The sequence below is a fragment of the Cobetia sp. L2A1 genome (assembly GCF_009796845.1).
Taxonomy (GTDB): Bacteria; Pseudomonadota; Gammaproteobacteria; order Pseudomonadales; family Halomonadaceae; genus Cobetia.
On the sequence record NZ_CP047025.1, the window covers coordinates 374,726 to 390,865 of the forward strand.

Below are 16,140 nucleotides of genomic sequence, written 5' to 3' on the forward strand. Positions count from 1 at the left end.
TTCGTGACAAATCACCCTGAAAAGGTTACGACGTGGCACAGGACAGTAACTGCTTGTGAGTTCCTGCCACGCGACCCAACGATGCGGATGGAATGCCCTTGGATACCAATGCGCAAGAACACGTACTGATTGTCGAAGATGACGAGCGTCTAGCAACACTGACGCGTGAGTATCTCGAAGCGAATAATTTTCGTGTCAGTGTTGAACATGACGGCGGACGGGCAGTCGACCTGATCATCAGTCTGCGCCCTGACCTCGTGATTCTCGACCTGATGCTGCCGGGCGAGGATGGGCTCTCCATCTGTCGCCGTGTTCGTCCGCAGTTCTCGGGTCCGATCCTGATGCTGACCGCGCGTACTGATGATATGGATCAGGTACTGGGGCTTGAGATGGGTGCTGATGATTATGTGCCCAAGCCCGTTCAGCCTCGTGTGCTGCTGGCGCGCATGCGCGCACTGCTGCGTCGTGCCGATGGTCCGGAAGCATCAGCAGGCGAGACCCGTCTGGTGTTCAATGATCTGGAAATCGACAACGCGACGCGTGAGGCGTGGCTGTCACGTGAGCGTATCGAGCTGACCAGCGCCGAATTCGATCTGCTGTGGCTGCTGTCATCCAATGCGGGTCGTGTACTGACGCGAGAAGAAATCTTCTCAGCGCTACGCGGCATCAAGTATGACGGCCAGGATCGCTCCATCGACGTGCGAGTCTCGCGTATTCGGCCGAAGATTGGCGATGACCCCAATCATCCTGTGCGGATCAAGACGGTGCGTAGCAAGGGATACCTGTTCGTCAAGGATCTCTGAGTTATGCGGCGTGCCCTGTCCGACAGCATTTTCCTGCGCGTCTACATGGCGTTGCTCCTGGCGCTGGTATTGACGTTAGGGGTTGCACTGGGTGGCTTCCAGCTGACCAACATGGTTCGGCTAGAGGCCTACCAGACTCATCTGGGTGCAGCACCGATGACGCTGCTGACTCAGCAGGTATCTACTACGCCTGAGGCGGAGCGGGGTGAGTTTCTCGCTCGTCTCTCCGGCGTGTTGGACGCGCGTCTTTTACTGGCACCTGCCGAGGTCTTTGATCTTGGCTGGTGGGAGCAACGACGCCTTGACGCTGGGCGGCCACTGGTCAGAGCGCATGCTGATACGGGCTGGCAGTTGTTGATGCAGGTGCCGGGCGAGCATCAAGTGCTGGAGCTTCGGCTGCTACATCTGGCCGAGCGTCAGTTGCGCGGCCTGATGGACTTGCTCCGCGATGCGTTACTCCCGCTAGCGCCTGAGCAACGTGCCGATATGCTGGCGGAGTTGCAGCAGGTCTCTGGCCTATCGTTTGCGCAGCTTCCGGATGTGCCAGACACCCTTGATGCCCAGCAGACCAGTCGTATCAATGCTGGTCGGGTAGTGCTCAATGTCGCCAACCATGGCCGGGCGATGGCACTTTATGCACGGCTGGGGAGCCAGACGCTGATTAAGGTCGGGCCGCTGCGTGGTTTCGAGACCACGCCTCCCGCGCTGATCGCGGCGATGGTGCTGGCCGTCATTACCTTGTTGGGGGGCGTCATCTATCTCGTCGTGAGATCGCTTGAAGCGCGTCTGACACGTTTGGAGAAGGCAGCGACACGCATCGCCGGGGGGTATCTCGATACGCGGGTACGTATTGAGTCCAATGACTTCCTGGGCCGACTTGGCATGGCCTTCAATGGCATGGCAGAGCGTGTGCAGGGGCTGTTGGGGGCTCAGCAAGACATGATTCGCGCTGTCTCTCATGAGTTGCGTACGCCGGTGGCGCGCATCCGCTTTGCGCTGCAGATGATCGAAGACATGGTCGACGACGACTTCGTGCTTCGACAGATAAAGGGTGCCGACGGTGACATCGAGGAGCTCGACAAGCTGATCGACGAGATTCTGACCTATGCGCGTCTCAACAATGCGGCAGGCATTCAGCTCAACATGACCCTGGTGGATTGCCGTGAGGTGGCAGAGCAGGTATGCGAGACACTGGCTCCACTGCATCCAGAGCTCTTGTTGAGTATTGAAGGTGAGTCATTCGAGGTAGAGGCGGAGGCACGCTATTTACAGCGAGCATTACAGAACCTTGTCTCCAATGCCTGCCGCCATGCTGATTCTCGTGTATTGGTGCGCATCACGAGTGACCCGCAAGTGATACGTCTCGATGTTGAAGATGACGGACCAGGTGTGGCCGAAGATGATCGCAAGAAGGTCTTCAAGCCCTTTGCGCGTTTGGATGATTCACGTACACGTGCCTCGGGTGGCTACGGCCTTGGGCTATCCATCGTTCAGAAAATCATGCACTCACACGGCGGCAGTGTCGTGGTAGATCACGGCAAGACGCTCAAGGGCGCGTGCTTCAGCCTGTTGTTGCCGCGCAAGTCGGGTAAGTTGGGGCGCGAGATGCCAGTAGTGCTCCCGCCGGTTCTACCCACCTTGGCTGATATAAAGGAGGACGCATGATGGACGCCTCAGTCCCGACGGCACGTTTGCATCCCGAGTTGATCGGTTCATGGCAGCTGCAACGTTTCTGGTATGCCTGGCCGGATGGCAAGGAACTTGAGCCCCTCGGCGCCTGCAAGGGGCAGCTGCATTACCTTGCCAATGGTTACATGAGCGTGCAGTTGGTGTCCTGTGAACGTCAGTCACTGGGTACCGCGCCGTCCGATGATCAGTTGGTAACAGCGTTCCGCAAGGGGTTTGCCTACTGCGGCCGTTGGCACTGGGATGCCGAAAGGGAAGAGGTTTGCCATCAGTTGTCGCTGGCGACTATCGCGGATTGGGATGATGTGACGCTCAATCGACGTGTCAGCTTCAAGGACGGCAGCCTGTTCCTGGGTACCGATGCCCCGAACCTTCAGCTGCCTGAAGGCGGCTTCCTGACCCGGTTGCAGTGGCAGCGATTACCGGGTCATTGAATTCATTCACAAGAAGGCTTGACGTCAGGGTAGGTTGAGGTGCATAGTAGCGTCTGTTGGATAGCAAGACGCACCACTCAGTCGCCTGCGCAGTTCGGTTTCACGCCTTGAGCGCGCCGAAATGCCTCGCTGATTTGATGCATGGTTTTGCTTTGCCCACGCTCTTCGGGTAACGCCCGTTTAAATTAAACATGCTCATCAGAGAGGATATTTCTCATGGCTACCGGTACAGTTAAGTGGTTCAACGACGCTAAAGGTTTTGGTTTCATCGCTCCGGCTGACGGCGGTGACGACCTGTTCGTTCACTTCTCCGAAGTTCAAGCAGATGGCTTCAAGACTTTGCAGGACGGCCAACAGGTCTCCTTCGACGTCACCCAAGGCCAGAAAGGCCTGCAGGCAGCCAACGTCAAGGCTGTCGACTGATTATCACTCAATGCGGAGTTCTCTCCGTGTGAGATGATAGATGTCAAAACCGCCCCAGCTTATGCTGGGGCGGTTTTTTTGTGTCTATTGAAAAAGACTCCTGGTAAATGGGTTGGAGTAGCATCATGCCGTCTAGCGGACATCAAAAAGCCCGCCATGCCACGTAGTCATTACGGGCATGGCGGGCTTTTTCAGAACGGTTGATTTTGATCTCGACCTGCAAGGTATCAGGCAGGCTTCACGCCGTTAAGCACCTCGAAGGAGGTCTCGCGGGCAGTACGCAGAAAGTCATCCATCCACGGGGTACCTAGTAGATCTTCTCTGACAGCGGCATAGAGCGTTGCCCAGATACCATCACCCAGCGATAGCCCTCGTACGTAGTCACGCGACAGATATTCGGTCAGTGCCCAGTTGGGCAGCGCCGTGACACCACGACCGCTGGCGACGAGTTGCATCATCATTACGGTCATCTCGGCGGTGCGTATCTCGCGCGGAGAAACGTTGGCGGGTTCCAGGAACTGGGTGAAGACGTCGAGTCGGTCGTGCTCGACCGGGTAGATGATCAACACTTCATCGCGCAGGTCTTCAGGTGCAACATGCCCCTTGACCGCCAACGCATGCTGTCGGGCGACGGCCAGCATGACCTCGTAGCGGAATAGCGGGATGTAGCGAATGCCGGTCATTTCCACTGGGTCTGCAGTGATGACCAGGTCCAGCTGTTCGCGGCCCAGCGCATTCAGTGGTGCAAAGCTGTGGCCCGAAGGAATGTCGACTTCAATTTCTGGCCAATGGTCTCGAAAGCGATCCACAGTCGGCATCAGCCACTGGAAGCAGCTATGACATTCGATGGCCATATGCAGGCGGCCTTGCTCACTGCCGACCATGCGTGCGATATCACGCTCCGCCATGCGAAATTGCGGCAGAACTTGCTCTGCCAGTGATAGCAGTCGTTGACCTGCACGAGTGAATTCTACCGGCCGCGTCTTGCGTACGAACAGTAGTGTGCCGAGCCGTTCCTCAAGATCTTTCAGCTGATGCGAGAGAGCAGACTGGGTGAGGTGGATGCGCTCGGCAGCCTCGACCAGCGAGCCGGCGTCGCGTAAAGCCAGCAGAGTACGGAGATGGCGCAATTCAAGCATGATGAGTGCAGCTCATGTTTATGATTGGATTAGTTAGTTTTATTCAATTTTTGGCGGAAGCGCGACTGAGGTCAATCGCTTAAGTGCATTAGTGCTGAAAAGGCGGACAAGGAAGCCATTCTGGACATGGATGATGCCGCCCAAGGCCGCTGCTGCTGGAGCACACCCATGACACTGTCTCACACTCTTGGCTATCCGCGTATCGGTGCTGACCCTGAGCTCAAGAAAGCCGTCGAAGCTTATTGGAGAGGTGGTGCTGATCGCGACTTCGTTACCGTCGGCGACTTTGCTTGCTACGAACAGGTAGTGAATGTCACTACGCCAGGTCTGCTTCACGCTGTTGGAGCTTCTTGCTACGCGGGATGTCGAGTGGATATAGCTGGTTGAACCAGCTCTGGCGCAGGGCTTGCCAACCGAATGGCAGCAAGCCTATGAGCCTGCATGTCACCGGCTGCAATCTACCAGGGTGAAGCTGATGAGGGTGATGTAGGGAAGGTCTCTACAACGATATCGTGCACGACTAACGTGGTCCCGTGAGTGCCCTGTCTGCCTCTCTTGTAAGGCTAACTCGCAATTGTCTGATTCGGCAGGCCCACAAGGCGTGCGGGTCTTGGTAGACTTTCTACAAGACGCGCCAGGACGGTGTCGTCATCTCCGCCTTCGAGTCCAGGCGTGGCGTACTCCGTTTCAAGGAGTCATGCGCTTCATTCTGCACTCAGGTACGCCCAGGGAGGGCTCATGTCCCGTCAGCGCTATCATTTTTTTGTTGCTGCACCTGTTTCCCGTAGCGTTGCTGCGCATGCTCGCTCTCAGCTGAGTGCGACAGCACCTTTTGCGCTAGCGGGTATTGCCTTGATACTGACGGGCTGTACCTCGTTACCTTGGAGTCACGATACTGCAAATATCTCAGGTGACAGCACGATGCCACTTGAGGTGCCAGCACCGACGAAAGAGCCACAGCCGGTCGTCCGCAAGTCAGCTGGATCATCTGTGCCGCCGGCCCCCAGTGCCGAAGATCTCGGGCGAGCACCTGCAGTTACGTTGCCCTCAACCTTTCTGCCACCCGTAAACGCACAGGAATATCAGGTCTGGCGCTGCACTCCCGCGCAGGATCTGCTGATGGCGTTCAGTCAAGAGAAGGCTGCGCAGGAGGGGGCCAAAGTGTCCCATGACTGGTTGCGTCTGTGGTCTCGGCAGCATGCCTACACGCTGGGGCGGGTCGTCAGTGCCTCGGGTGCGCGCTATCAAGCCGGTGCTGTGGCAGGAAGCGTGGCGAAAGACAGCACTGCCAGCGTAAGTGCTGCCGCAGAGAATGCCGGGAAAGTACCAGCGGCAGCAGCAGAGCATGTAGTGGAGAGCGACGCAGGGAAGGGCGGAGAAGAGGGGCTTGAAGTCTGGTTCAAGGGTATGCAAGCCACGCTGCTTAATGCTCGCGGTAGGCTGGAGTGCATACGGGATGATCGTCGTGTGATCAGTCCGATGGCCAGTGAACCGTTGTTGGTGACGCAGGGCAATGAGCCCGGTTGGCAGGTCAGTCTGGATGACGCGCACAATCTACTGACGTTGACGGCTTCTGCTGGTCTACTGACATTGTCAGATGATGGCAGCTCAGTGGCTCCATCCGCAGATACCTCAGGGAAGGTTTCCGTCGTACATTCCAATGCGCTTGTGGATGACTCAGTCGCGGATGCAATCCCTGATGTCATCGCTCCGGCGGCGACAGTGGTGACGTTACCTTATCGTGTAGAAAAAGATGGCAATGGTGGGCGAGTGTTCAAGGCCGTATTGCCAAAGTCAGCAGGTAATGTGAAGCGCCTGCAGCTTTCGGTTGCACCGGGTGCTTGCTTTGATTCCATGCAGGGCGCGCCTTACCCTCTCACGGCAAGTCTGGCGCTGGATGGCCGTACACTGGATGGATGTGGCGAGGCGTTTCGTTATTGAGTTAGTGGCCGGTTCATTCGTTTTTATCATGTTATGTACGCAATAATTTTCGCTTTTCGTACGAATTAATTCTTTTATGATGATCGCATCATTCGTGCGAGTGTTAGAAGACTCTGGTCGCTCGCATTCACTGGCGCATCATGATTTGATCGCGTGCTACGTGCAGGCGAGACCTTTAGCTACATGCCGCAAGGGCCGGTTGGTCTGCTTCGTGGATACGCTGTAAATACTGTAATTACTCCTGAGCCACATCTGCTACACACAACAACGCCGCCCTCTGGGGCGGCGTTGTTGTGTGTAGCAGCGATGTATATGGCAGGCAGGCATCGGTGTGATGGCAGGTAGGTGTTCACGTCGTCTCGTCGATGACCTCCAGCGCCCCCTTGAGGCGAGCACGCAATTCCTCCAGCGGTGGCGGAGTATCACTGGTAGGCCAGCCCGCCGTCAGTATCACGCCATCGGCAACATAATCACTGCCTTCCACCGGTACCTCGTAACCAGTCAGCCAGTGACGTACGTCGGCCTCAAGAGCAAAGCCGATCTTGAGGCGGCGTGGGGTGCGTGGTGTAAAGGTAGCGGTTGGCAGTTGCTCAAGTCCCTCGAGTACCGCGCGGCTATAGGCGCGTGCCAAGCCGCCGGTGCCGAGCTTGATGCCGCCAAAGTAGCGAATTACCACACACGCCACCTGCCCAACCCCACTGCCTTCAAGCACCTGATACATCGGTCGGCCTGCCGTACCGCCAGGCTCACCATCATCGGAAAAGCCGATCGCATTCTGTTCATTCGGTGCACCGGCAATGAAGGCAGTACAGTGATGGCGCGCATTGGGATGTACGAGACGCGCCTGTGCCAACAATCGGGCCATGCCGTCAGGAGTGGGGGCAAGCGCGAGCCAGGCGATGAAGCGGCTCTTCTCGATTTCGATGCTATGTTCGTGATGCGCCTCGGGCGCCAATGCAGGTATCAGATAGCTCATCGCGCCATCTTACCTCAGCCAGCCGTGGGCTGGGCGGCGTTCGCTGTCCGAGCGGCACTTGTGGCTGCGCTCTTGATGCATGACATCAATGGGTGACGGCAGCATTGCCGCGCACGACGCCCATCACCATGCCGAGCACTTCAATATCCGCATTCTTGAGATAGATGGGGGCCATGCTGTCGTTGGCCGGTTGCAGGCGGACACCGGTTTTCTCGATATACAGCTTTTTCAGCGTAACTTCCTGCTGGTTGATCATGACCACGGCCGTTTCGCCATTCTCGGCACTTTCACTGCGCTCGATGATGATGATGTCGCCATCATGGATGTTGCAATTGATCATCGAATGACCACGCACGCGCAGGGCGTAGGTGTTACGGCGCACCATGCGTGATGGTACGGAAACAGTGCCACAATCGGCGATAGCTTCAATGGGTACACCGGCAGTGATGTTGCCCAGTAGCGGAATCTCCATCAGCTGGCAGGCGTCGATTTCTTCCCAGGCTGCATCATTGAGCGGCAGATTATGAAGACGCTGAAGGTAGTGCGGAGCATGAAGTGGTGACATGAGCTATCCCCTGGTGCCATGCGGTCGGTGCGGTATGCGCGTCGACCTGAGGTGCAGCGTGGAGGGTCGTCAGGCTAAGTTCATCTGTGGCCTGCTAGGCTCTGCGAGCATGATGACAGCGCGATGGAGCCGACCCGATCAGTCTGCTGCCTGCGACCTGGCAGGCATGCGATGCAAACACTGTATGGATACTGTTTTTGTATACAGTGATTGCATCATAGCAAGCTCTCGCGGTGAGGCAATAGGGAAGAATGTCGGGGGTGATATTTAGCCAAGGGTGTGTCGTGTGAACTTTCATCAGTTTTAACTAATGTTTTAGGCAGATCATTGACGCCATCCTGAGCGAGCACTGCTGTCAACTCTTGCGGTACGTGGTGAGAAAAAGTGTAGTGTGCTCATGCTGAAGAAGCACATCGGTGGTCAGCACTGATCTCAGCTCGTAGAATGGCGGCCGGTGATCGACATGCGTTCATCACCTTCGCTGTACTCCGTCACTGTCGTCGTGCTCCGCGACTGGCCAGCATCGGGATTCCGAGATGTCCGTTCAGCCTGCTACTGATGCAATGCCTGTTACGCCGCCCCTGTTGGCGGTGGAGGCGTTGAGCTGTGAGCGTGATGAGCGCTGGTTGTTTCGGGAACTTGATTTCATGCTGGCCAGCGGGGATATCCTGCAGATCGAGGGGCCTAACGGCAGTGGCAAGACCACGTTGCTCAAGATTCTGTCGGGTCAGTTCAGCGACCATGAGGGCGAGGTGTACTGGCGAGGGCAGCGTCTGTCTCGCGTACGTAGCGATTTTTTGGGTTCACTGCTTTATCTGGGCCATCAGCCCGGCATCAAAGGGGCGCTGACGGCACTTGAGAACCTGGCCTGGTATCAGGCGTTAGGGGGAGTCGTCAGCGGTGACCCGCAGGAGGATTCGTGGTCAGCACTGGCGGCAGTCGGTCTTGAAGGCTTTGAGGATGTACCGGCCCAGCAGCTTTCCGCTGGTCAGCAGCGGCGCATCGCGCTCGCGCGCTTACACCTCACGCCACGGCGCTTGTGGGTGCTCGATGAACCCTTTACGGCGATAGATACGCAAGGCGTCGAAGCATTGGAGCAGTTACTGCTGGCGCATGCTGAACGTGGCGGCAGCGTGGTGATGACTACCCACCACCGCTTCTCGGATCCGTCGCGATTGCGGCGGGTACAGCTCGGTACCCAAGGCGATGGCAACGGGCAAGCGCTTGATGAGGGGGCTGCATGAAGCGCGAGCTACTGACACCGCTGACGGACAGTGCGCCTGTCTCAGCCTCATTGGGTGCGGCATTGGCGGCGACGCTCAAGCGCGACCTCCGCCAGGCATTACGCCGGCGCAGTGAACTGATCAACCCGCTGGCTTTCTTTGCGTTGGTCATCACGCTGTTTCCGCTGGGTATTTCGCCGGACAAGGCATTGCTGGCGACGTTGGCGCCGGGATTGGTATGGGTGGCGGCGTTGTTGGCCACCTTGCTGTCTCTCGACGGGATGTTCCGGCAGGACCTCGATGACGGCAGTCTTGAGCAGTTATTGTTGACGCCACAGCCGCTGGCGCTGCTGGTGCTGGCCAAGGTGGCTGGACACTGGTTGCTGACCGGGCTGCCGTTGGCCCTGATGGCGCCGTTGCTAGGTGTGATGCTGGGGCTGCCGAGTGCCGCTTTCGGCGTGCTGATGGCGTCACTGGCGCTGGGGAGCCTGAGCCTGTCGTTGATCGGTGCGATCGGTGCAGCGTTGACGGTGGGATTGCGTCGCGGAGGTGTGTTGCTGTCACTAATCATCCTGCCGCTGTATATCCCGGTACTGATCTTTGGTGCGGGGGCGGTACAAAGCGCCGCCGCAGGTATGCCCAGTCTTCCACATCTGGCCATTCTGGGCGCCATGTTGGCATTAGCTCTAACACTTGCGCCGCTGGCGATTGCTGCTGGTCTGCGCTTGAGCATCAATGGGTGAACTGATGCGATCACTCGATTTCAATGCGACACGTGACCTTGCGTCACGTATCGGCAAGAACCCTGACATGAGGTCCGCGTGAACGTCGAATCCGACTCTCATCAATCCCCGCGCGCTGCGCCTTCGCGCCCAGTGCGCCCCCGCAAGGGCGGCTTGTGGCCGTGGCTGCACCGCATGAGCACGCCCGCGATCTTCTACACGATGAGTGCACGGTGGTTGCCGTGGCTGTGGGCGCTGGCGATCATCCTGCTGTTCATCGGCAGTGTCTGGGGGCTGGCCTTCGCTCCCGCGGACTACCAGCAGGGCAACAGCTTCCGCATCATCTATGTGCATGTGCCGGCGGCCATTCTCGCCCAGTCGTGCTTCATGTTGCTGGCGGCCTGCGCGGTGATCTTTCTGGTCTGGAAGATCAAGCTGGCGGATATGGTCGCCACTGCCGCCGCGCCTATCGGTGCGTTGATGACCGCGTTGGCGTTGTTCTCCGGCTCAGTGTGGGGGATTCCTACCTGGGGTACCTGGTGGATCTGGGATGCCCGTCTGACCTCGATGCTGATCCAGCTCTTTCTCTATCTGGGCGTGATCGTATTGCGCGGTGCCTTCGCCAGTCGTGACAGCGGCTCACGCGCCGCTTCGATTCTGGCGCTGGTGGGCATGGTCAATATTCCCATCATCAAGTATTCGGTGGACTGGTGGAGCACACTGCATCAGCCTGCCACCTTCTCGTTGAGCGAAGCGCCGCCGATGCCAGCCAGCATGTGGATCCCCTTGTTGATGATGGTCATCGGCTTCTATGTCTGCTTTACGGCACTGGTAGTGATGCGCGCGCGGGTCGAGATCCTGAGGCGTGAAAACGGCAAGCAATGGGTGCGTACACTGTTGGGTGTCGTGACGACACCAGCCAATGACGGGAGACGTTGAACGATGGCCTTTGCGAGTGTTGCCGATTTCTTCGCCATGGGTGGTCATGCGGTGTATGTGTGGTCGGCCTGGGGGATGACTGCCGCAGGTCTGATCGGTCTGGTGATCTCCACACGACTGTCCCGTCGTGGTGTAGAAGCTGATATTCGTCGTCGCATGCGTCGTGAGACTGCCCACCGCTGATGCCTTTTCGCCCTCCCGCTGACGGTCAGTTGGCGGGAGGTGTCTACCTCCTGTTTTCCTTGCCTGTCCCTTGCCCTGATTGAGCCCTGACCCATGAATCCCAAACGCAAGCAGCGCCTGTATATCGTGACTGCCGTCGTGCTGCTAGCCGCTCTCGCGGTGGGCCTGACGCTTTATGCCCTGCGCGCCAATATCAATGCGTTCTACACGCCAACCCAGATTGCGAGTGGCGAAGCGCCCGAGGGGCGCCAGATTCGTGCCGGCGGTATGGTGCGCGAAGGTAGCGTGAGCCGCGACAACGAGACGCTGGATGTCATCTTTACCGTCACCGATTTCCATCGTGATGTGACGGTGCACTATCAAGGCATTCTGCCGGACCTGTTCCGTGAAGGGCAGGGCGTGGTGGTGATGGGCACCTTCGATGGTGAGCATCTCGAGGCCAGCGAAGTGTTGGCCAAGCATGATGAGAAGTACATGCCCCCCGAGGTCTCGGATGCCCTCAAGGCCTCTGGGCGTAACATGCTTGGCGAGAAGGCCGAGGAAAAGACACTGCAGGAGACGCCGTGATGCTGACGAAGCTATTGCCGGAAATCGGGCACTTCGCGCTGATTCTGGCGGCCTGCCTGTCCTGTGTGCAGGCGGTAGTACCACTGGCCGGCGCTGCCACACGACGCCCGCTATGGATGAGCTACGCCCAGCCGATGGCGTGGGGGCAGTTCCTGTTCGTGATGATTGCGTACGCCTGCCTGACCGCGGGGTTCATGCTCGATGATTTCAGCGTCGCCTACATTGCCAATAACTCGAACAGTCAGCTGCCGTGGTACTTCAAGTTCAGTGCGGTGTGGGGCAGTCATGAGGGGTCGGTGCTGCTATGGAGCCTGATTCTGGCTGGCTGGGGCTTCGCCGTCTCATTGGGGGCGCGCCACCTACCGCGTGACATGCTGGCCCGCGTGCTGGGCATCATGGGGCTGATCTCGACAGGTTTCCTGGCGTTCATTCTGCTGACCTCCAATCCTTTTGCGCGCCTGCTGCCGGACATGCCCACCGATGGCGCGGATTTGAATCCGCTGTTGCAGGACATCGGACTGATCATCCATCCGCCGATGCTCTACATGGGTTATGTCGGTTTCTCTGTCGCATTCTCCTTCGCGATGGCGGCCTTGCTGGGTGGGCGCCTTGATGCCGCCTGGGCGCGCTGGGCGCGGCCCTGGACCAACATCGCCTGGGCGTTCCTGACAGTCGGGATCGCACTGGGTAGCTGGTGGGCCTATTACGAGCTTGGCTGGGGCGGTTGGTGGTTCTGGGACCCGGTCGAGAATGCCTCCTTGATGCCGTGGTTGGCCGGTACTGCACTGATTCACTCGTTGGCGGTCACCGAGAAGCGTGGCGCGTTCAAGAGCTGGACGGTGCTGCTGTCGATCTTCGCTTTCTCACTGTCACTGCTGGGCACCTTCCTGGTGCGTTCCGGCGTGTTGACCTCGGTGCATGCCTTTGCCAGTGATCCGGATCGCGGGCTGTTCATCCTCGTGCTGCTTGGCATCACCGTCGGTGGTTCGTTGCTGCTGTTTGCGCTACGTGCGCCACGCGTGCGCTCGACGCTAGGGTTCCATTGGCTGTCGCGGGATGCCTTCTTGCTGGTCAACAACCTGATCCTGTTGGTGATGATGGTGACCGTACTGCTCGGCACTCTCTATCCGCTGGTATTGGACTCGATGAATCTGGGCAAGATCTCGGTGGGCCCGCCGTACTTCAATGCGCTGTTCGTCCCGCTGACCACGCTATTGTGTGCCTTCATGGGCCTTGGACCTTCTTCGCGCTGGAAGCAGATGCAGGGCCGCGAGATCTTCCGTCGCCTGGCACTGTCAGGGGTTGCCGCGCTGTTGATTGGCGGTTTGCTGCCGCTCACGCTGGATATCGCATGGAGTGCCTCGGTCGCGCTGGGCCTGGTGATCGCGCTGTGGGTCGTGCTGCCACTGCTGCGTGATCTGTGGGACAAGAGTGACTCGAAGGCCGGTCGTCTGGCAGGCCTCAAACGGCTCACACCCAGCTATTGGGGGATGCAGCTGGCGCACCTGGGGATAGCGGTGACTATCGTCGGCGTGACGCTGGTCTCCAATACCGAGGTCGCTGAAAACGTTCGCATGACGCAGGGCAAGGTGGTCACGGTGGGCGGCTATGAGTTCAACATGACGGCGCTGGGGGAATATCGTGGCCCCAATTACCTGGCCAATCGTGCCACGGTAGAGGTAAGTCGTGAGGGCGAACTTGTCACTGTGTTGCACCCCGAGAAGCGTCTGTTTCTGGCGAGTGGCATGCCGATGACCGAAACCGCGTTGGATGCCGGCTTCACGCGTGACCTTTACGTCGCCATGGGCGAGAAGCTTGACGATGGCAGTTGGGCGGTGCGGATTCAGGTCAAGCCTTTCGTGCGCTGGCTGTGGCTGGGGGCGTTGCTGATGGGCGCGGGTGGTGTGATTGCGGTGCTGGATCGCCGCTACCGCCGTCGAGTTGATCCGCGGCCGACATCGCTCACGATCGATCGGGAGGTGTCCGCATGAGCGTGCGTCGTCTAGTGCTCTTCGTGCCGCTACTGATTGTGGTGGGATTGGGTGCCTTTCTTTATCAGCGCCTCGATGATGACCCCTATGCGCGTGATTCCGCCTTGTTGTCGCGTGACTTCCCAGCCTTCACGCTGAGTACGTTGAGTGATCCCGAGGCGCGTGTCAGCGAGTCATTGCTCAAGGGGCAGGTCAGTCTCATCAACGTGTGGGGCGAGTGGTGCCCAACCTGCAAGCATGAGATGCCGCAGCTGCTGGATCTGGCGGATCGCGGCGTGCGCATGATCGGCGTGGACTACAAGGACACGCGCGACAAGGGCCATGCCTTCCTTGAGGAATTCGGCAATCCCTTCGAGGTCAACGTATTCGACCCCGATGGCACGCTGGGCTTTGATCTGGGTGTTTACGGCGCCCCCGAAACCTTTCTTGTCGATGCAGAGGGCGTGATTCGCTATCACCACACCGGCTATATCCGTCCAGAAGATGTGCGCGATGTCATTATGCCGACGCTGGCGCGAATCGGGACACCGCAGGCAGCCGGTGACAGCTCTGGCAAGGGAGAGGGGGAATGAATCCCATGAGACGCATGTGCGCGACCTTCGGTATACCGTTTGTTCAGACGCTGATTGTACTGCTGTTTCTATCATGGCTGGCGGCCGGGAAGGCACAGGCCGCCATCGAGATGCATCAGTTCAACAATCCGGTGCTGCAGAAGCGCTACGACAGTCTGACGGCGGCACTGCGCTGCCCCAAATGTCAGAACCAGGCAATCGGCGACTCAGATTCGCCCATCGCTGGCGACATGCGTCAGAACGTGGCGGACTTGCTCAATGATGGGCGCAGCGACAGTGAGATCCAGAATTTCATGGTCGATCGCTTCGGCGAGTACGTGCTGTATAACCCGCGCCTCGATGGCCGAACCTGGCTGTTGTGGGGCGGGCCGGCCGTATTGATCCTGCTCGGGCTTGGCTGCGTGGCACTGATCGTACGTGCCAGGCGCCGTGCAAGTGTGCGTGCGCTTGACCCTGACGAACAGGCCAGAATCTCTGCACTGCTGAAGGCCCATGGTCGCCCTCGAAACGGTAAGGAATCTTCATGACGCTGCTATGGCTGGCGATTGGCCTTTTATTGATCCCTGCCGCCTGGTTACTGCTGTTACCACTACGGCGCGCGCGCAGTACCTACGAGGCTCAGCAGGCGTTTGAGAGCAACGACGGCCTCGAAGCCGAAAACGTACGCGTCTATCAGAGCCGCGTCGCGTCGTTGGAGCGGGGTCACGCACGCGGTGATCTGGATGATGTCGCGTTAGCTGATGGACGTGTCGAGCTGGAGCGCAGCCTGCTGGAAGATGCCGCCGCCGCTCGACGTTCACCGCTAAGGAGCTCGGCAAGTGGTCGCGTGTTGGTGCCGCTGATGCTGGTAGTGATGGTGATTGGCTCGCTGCTCTGGTATCAGCGAGAGGGCGCCAGTGGTGATCTGGCGCTGACGGCCGCCATTGAAGCGACACCGATTCACAATGCTGCCAGCTTCAAGGCACGCATCAGCCGTCTGCATGCTGAAGCCGCGGCACAGCCAGACAACGCCAAGGTCTGGATGGCGCTATTTCCGCTCTACCGTGATGCCGGTCAGCTTGACGAGGCCATGCAGGCGCTTGATGAGCTGATTCGCCTTGAGGGGCGTGCACCGGCGCTTTTGGCGCAGATGGCACAGCTCAAGTTCTTTGCCGCTCAGCGTACGCTGACGGACGAGGTACAGGCGCTGGTGGATGAGGTGTTGGCCACTGACTCGCGTCAGCCGACAGTGTTGGGGTTGCTCGGTATCGATGCATTCGATCATTCCCGCTATGAGCAGGCCATCGATTACTGGCGCAAGGCGATCGCAGGCATGGAGAATCCAGGGGCTGCCAAGGCGCTTCGTGAGGGGATCAGTGCGGCACGCGCCCGCATGGCGAAGGCTGGCGAGGTGGATGCCTCGGTCGCCTTGAGTGAGTCGGTATCAGGCGAGGCGAGTGCCAACGACAGCACCAATGACAGTGCCAAGACCGTTGATGCCGCGCAGCTGACACTGACCGTTACCCTGGCACCTGCACTCAAGGCATCATTGGCAGGAAATCTCGGGGCGACGCTGTTCATCGTCGCGCGGGACAGTGCCGGCAAGTTGCCGCCACTGGCGGTCGTGCGTACCACGGCGGATCAGTTGCCACTCACCGTCACGCTGTCAGATGATAATGCCATGGCGCCGATGGCACGTCTGTCGATGGCTGACGAGGTGAATCTCGTCGCCCGTATCTCTGCCTCTGGCGCACCAGCCGCTCAGGCGGGTGACCTCGAGGGTCGGCTGTCCGATGTGACGGTCACGCGTGGCGATGCGGCTGCCGAAACGCCATTGGCTCTGCATATCGATCATGTGGTGGGTGCCTCGGCTGCCACTCCGTAGGTGATAGGCTGGGCGGCGCGCAGTGTATTGTCTTGCTGCAGCTTATTGTTCGCGTCTTGAATCACGCCTCGGCCCGCCGTGTGGATGACACGCTGCGGGCCGTCGTGGTTGG

17 protein-coding genes and 1 pseudogene are annotated in these 16,140 nt (G+C 58.9%); 15 read left to right on the plus strand and 3 right to left on the minus strand.

All coding sequences use genetic code 11. The features are described from left to right. The first annotated feature begins 92 nt into the window (after positions 1-92). The 4 genes from GQR90_RS01755 to GQR90_RS01770 all read left to right on the plus strand — a co-directional run bounded on the left by GQR90_RS01755 (position 93) and on the right by GQR90_RS01770 (position 3,346). Positions 93-803 carry a response regulator gene (locus tag GQR90_RS01755; RefSeq protein WP_158772629.1) on the plus strand — a complete coding sequence of 237 codons (711 nt, stop codon included), beginning with the start codon at positions 93-95 and terminating at the stop codon, positions 801-803. A 3-nt stretch (positions 804-806) separates the two neighbouring features. Continuing rightward, on the plus strand, positions 807-2,468 hold the full coding sequence (locus GQR90_RS01760) for an ATP-binding protein (protein WP_158772630.1): 1,662 nt from the start codon (positions 807-809) through the stop codon (positions 2,466-2,468). Continuing rightward, positions 2,465-2,923, plus strand: coding sequence for a lipocalin-like domain-containing protein (locus GQR90_RS01765; protein ID WP_158772631.1), 459 nt, complete (start codon positions 2,465-2,467; stop codon positions 2,921-2,923). Before GQR90_RS01760 ends, GQR90_RS01765 begins: the two co-directional genes overlap by 4 nt. 216 nt (positions 2,924-3,139) lie before the next feature. Then, entirely contained in the window at positions 3,140-3,346 is a 207-nt protein-coding gene (locus tag GQR90_RS01770) for a cold-shock protein (protein WP_024952115.1), read from the plus strand. Between the two features lie 227 nt (positions 3,347-3,573). Here the strand turns inward: GQR90_RS01770 and GQR90_RS01775 are convergent, their stop codons facing one another. Beyond that, a complete protein-coding gene (locus tag GQR90_RS01775) occupies positions 3,574-4,485 on the minus strand; it encodes a LysR family transcriptional regulator (RefSeq protein ID WP_158772632.1) in 912 nt (303 codons plus the stop codon). A 168-nt stretch (positions 4,486-4,653) separates the two neighbouring features. Here GQR90_RS01775 and GQR90_RS01780 point away from each other — a divergent pair. Beyond that, positions 4,654-4,827: pseudogene (locus GQR90_RS01780) on the plus strand (hypothetical protein); the annotation flags it as partial. A 777-nt stretch (positions 4,828-5,604) separates the two neighbouring features. Further along, a complete protein-coding gene (locus GQR90_RS01785; protein ID WP_158772633.1) occupies positions 5,605-6,426 on the plus strand; it encodes a hypothetical protein in 822 nt (273 codons plus the stop codon). A 349-nt stretch (positions 6,427-6,775) separates the two neighbouring features. On the opposite strand, the gene GQR90_RS01790 is transcribed toward GQR90_RS01785, so the two are convergent. Continuing rightward, a complete protein-coding gene (locus tag GQR90_RS01790) occupies positions 6,776-7,402 on the minus strand; it encodes an IMPACT family protein (RefSeq protein ID WP_158772634.1) in 627 nt (208 codons plus the stop codon). An 85-nt stretch (positions 7,403-7,487) separates the two neighbouring features. Then, entirely contained in the window at positions 7,488-7,967 is a 480-nt protein-coding gene (locus GQR90_RS01795; RefSeq protein WP_158772635.1) for a LexA family protein, read from the minus strand. A 536-nt stretch (positions 7,968-8,503) separates the two neighbouring features. Between GQR90_RS01795 and ccmA the strand changes: the two genes are divergently transcribed. The 9 genes from ccmA (at position 8,504) to ccmI (ending at position 16,028) form a co-directional block, all read left to right on the plus strand. Continuing rightward, entirely contained in the window at positions 8,504-9,211 is a 708-nt protein-coding gene (gene ccmA, locus GQR90_RS01800; RefSeq protein ID WP_442778533.1) for a cytochrome c biogenesis heme-transporting ATPase CcmA, read from the plus strand. Continuing rightward, positions 9,208-9,933 (plus strand): heme exporter protein CcmB, encoded by a 726-nt coding sequence (gene ccmB / locus GQR90_RS01805; RefSeq protein ID WP_158772636.1) that lies wholly within the window; start codon positions 9,208-9,210, stop codon positions 9,931-9,933. Before ccmA ends, ccmB begins: the two co-directional genes overlap by 4 nt. 153 nt (positions 9,934-10,086) lie before the next feature. Next, the gene (locus GQR90_RS01810) at positions 10,087-10,851 is read left to right on the plus strand and encodes a heme ABC transporter permease (RefSeq protein ID WP_158775234.1); all 765 of its coding nucleotides are present in this window, start codon (positions 10,087-10,089) and stop codon (positions 10,849-10,851) included. Between the two features lie 3 nt (positions 10,852-10,854). Further along, the gene (gene ccmD, locus GQR90_RS01815) at positions 10,855-11,034 is read left to right on the plus strand and encodes a heme exporter protein CcmD (protein ID WP_158772637.1); all 180 of its coding nucleotides are present in this window, start codon (positions 10,855-10,857) and stop codon (positions 11,032-11,034) included. 93 nt (positions 11,035-11,127) lie between these two features. Then, positions 11,128-11,601 (plus strand): cytochrome c maturation protein CcmE, encoded by a 474-nt coding sequence (ccmE, locus tag GQR90_RS01820; RefSeq protein WP_158772638.1) that lies wholly within the window; start codon positions 11,128-11,130, stop codon positions 11,599-11,601. Next, positions 11,601-13,592, plus strand: coding sequence for a heme lyase CcmF/NrfE family subunit (locus GQR90_RS01825; protein WP_158772639.1), 1,992 nt, complete (start codon positions 11,601-11,603; stop codon positions 13,590-13,592). Before ccmE ends, GQR90_RS01825 begins: the two co-directional genes overlap by 1 nt. After that, positions 13,589-14,164, plus strand: a complete 576-nt coding sequence (locus GQR90_RS01830) for a DsbE family thiol:disulfide interchange protein (RefSeq protein ID WP_158772640.1) — start codon at positions 13,589-13,591, stop codon at positions 14,162-14,164. Before GQR90_RS01825 ends, GQR90_RS01830 begins: the two co-directional genes overlap by 4 nt. Beyond that, a complete protein-coding gene (locus GQR90_RS01835; RefSeq protein WP_325064282.1) occupies positions 14,161-14,691 on the plus strand; it encodes a cytochrome c-type biogenesis protein in 531 nt (176 codons plus the stop codon). Before GQR90_RS01830 ends, GQR90_RS01835 begins: the two co-directional genes overlap by 4 nt. Next, entirely contained in the window at positions 14,688-16,028 is a 1,341-nt protein-coding gene (ccmI, locus tag GQR90_RS01840; RefSeq protein WP_158772641.1) for a c-type cytochrome biogenesis protein CcmI, read from the plus strand. The genes GQR90_RS01835 and ccmI overlap by 4 nt, the downstream gene beginning before the upstream one ends. Positions 16,029-16,140 lie beyond the last annotated feature (112 nt).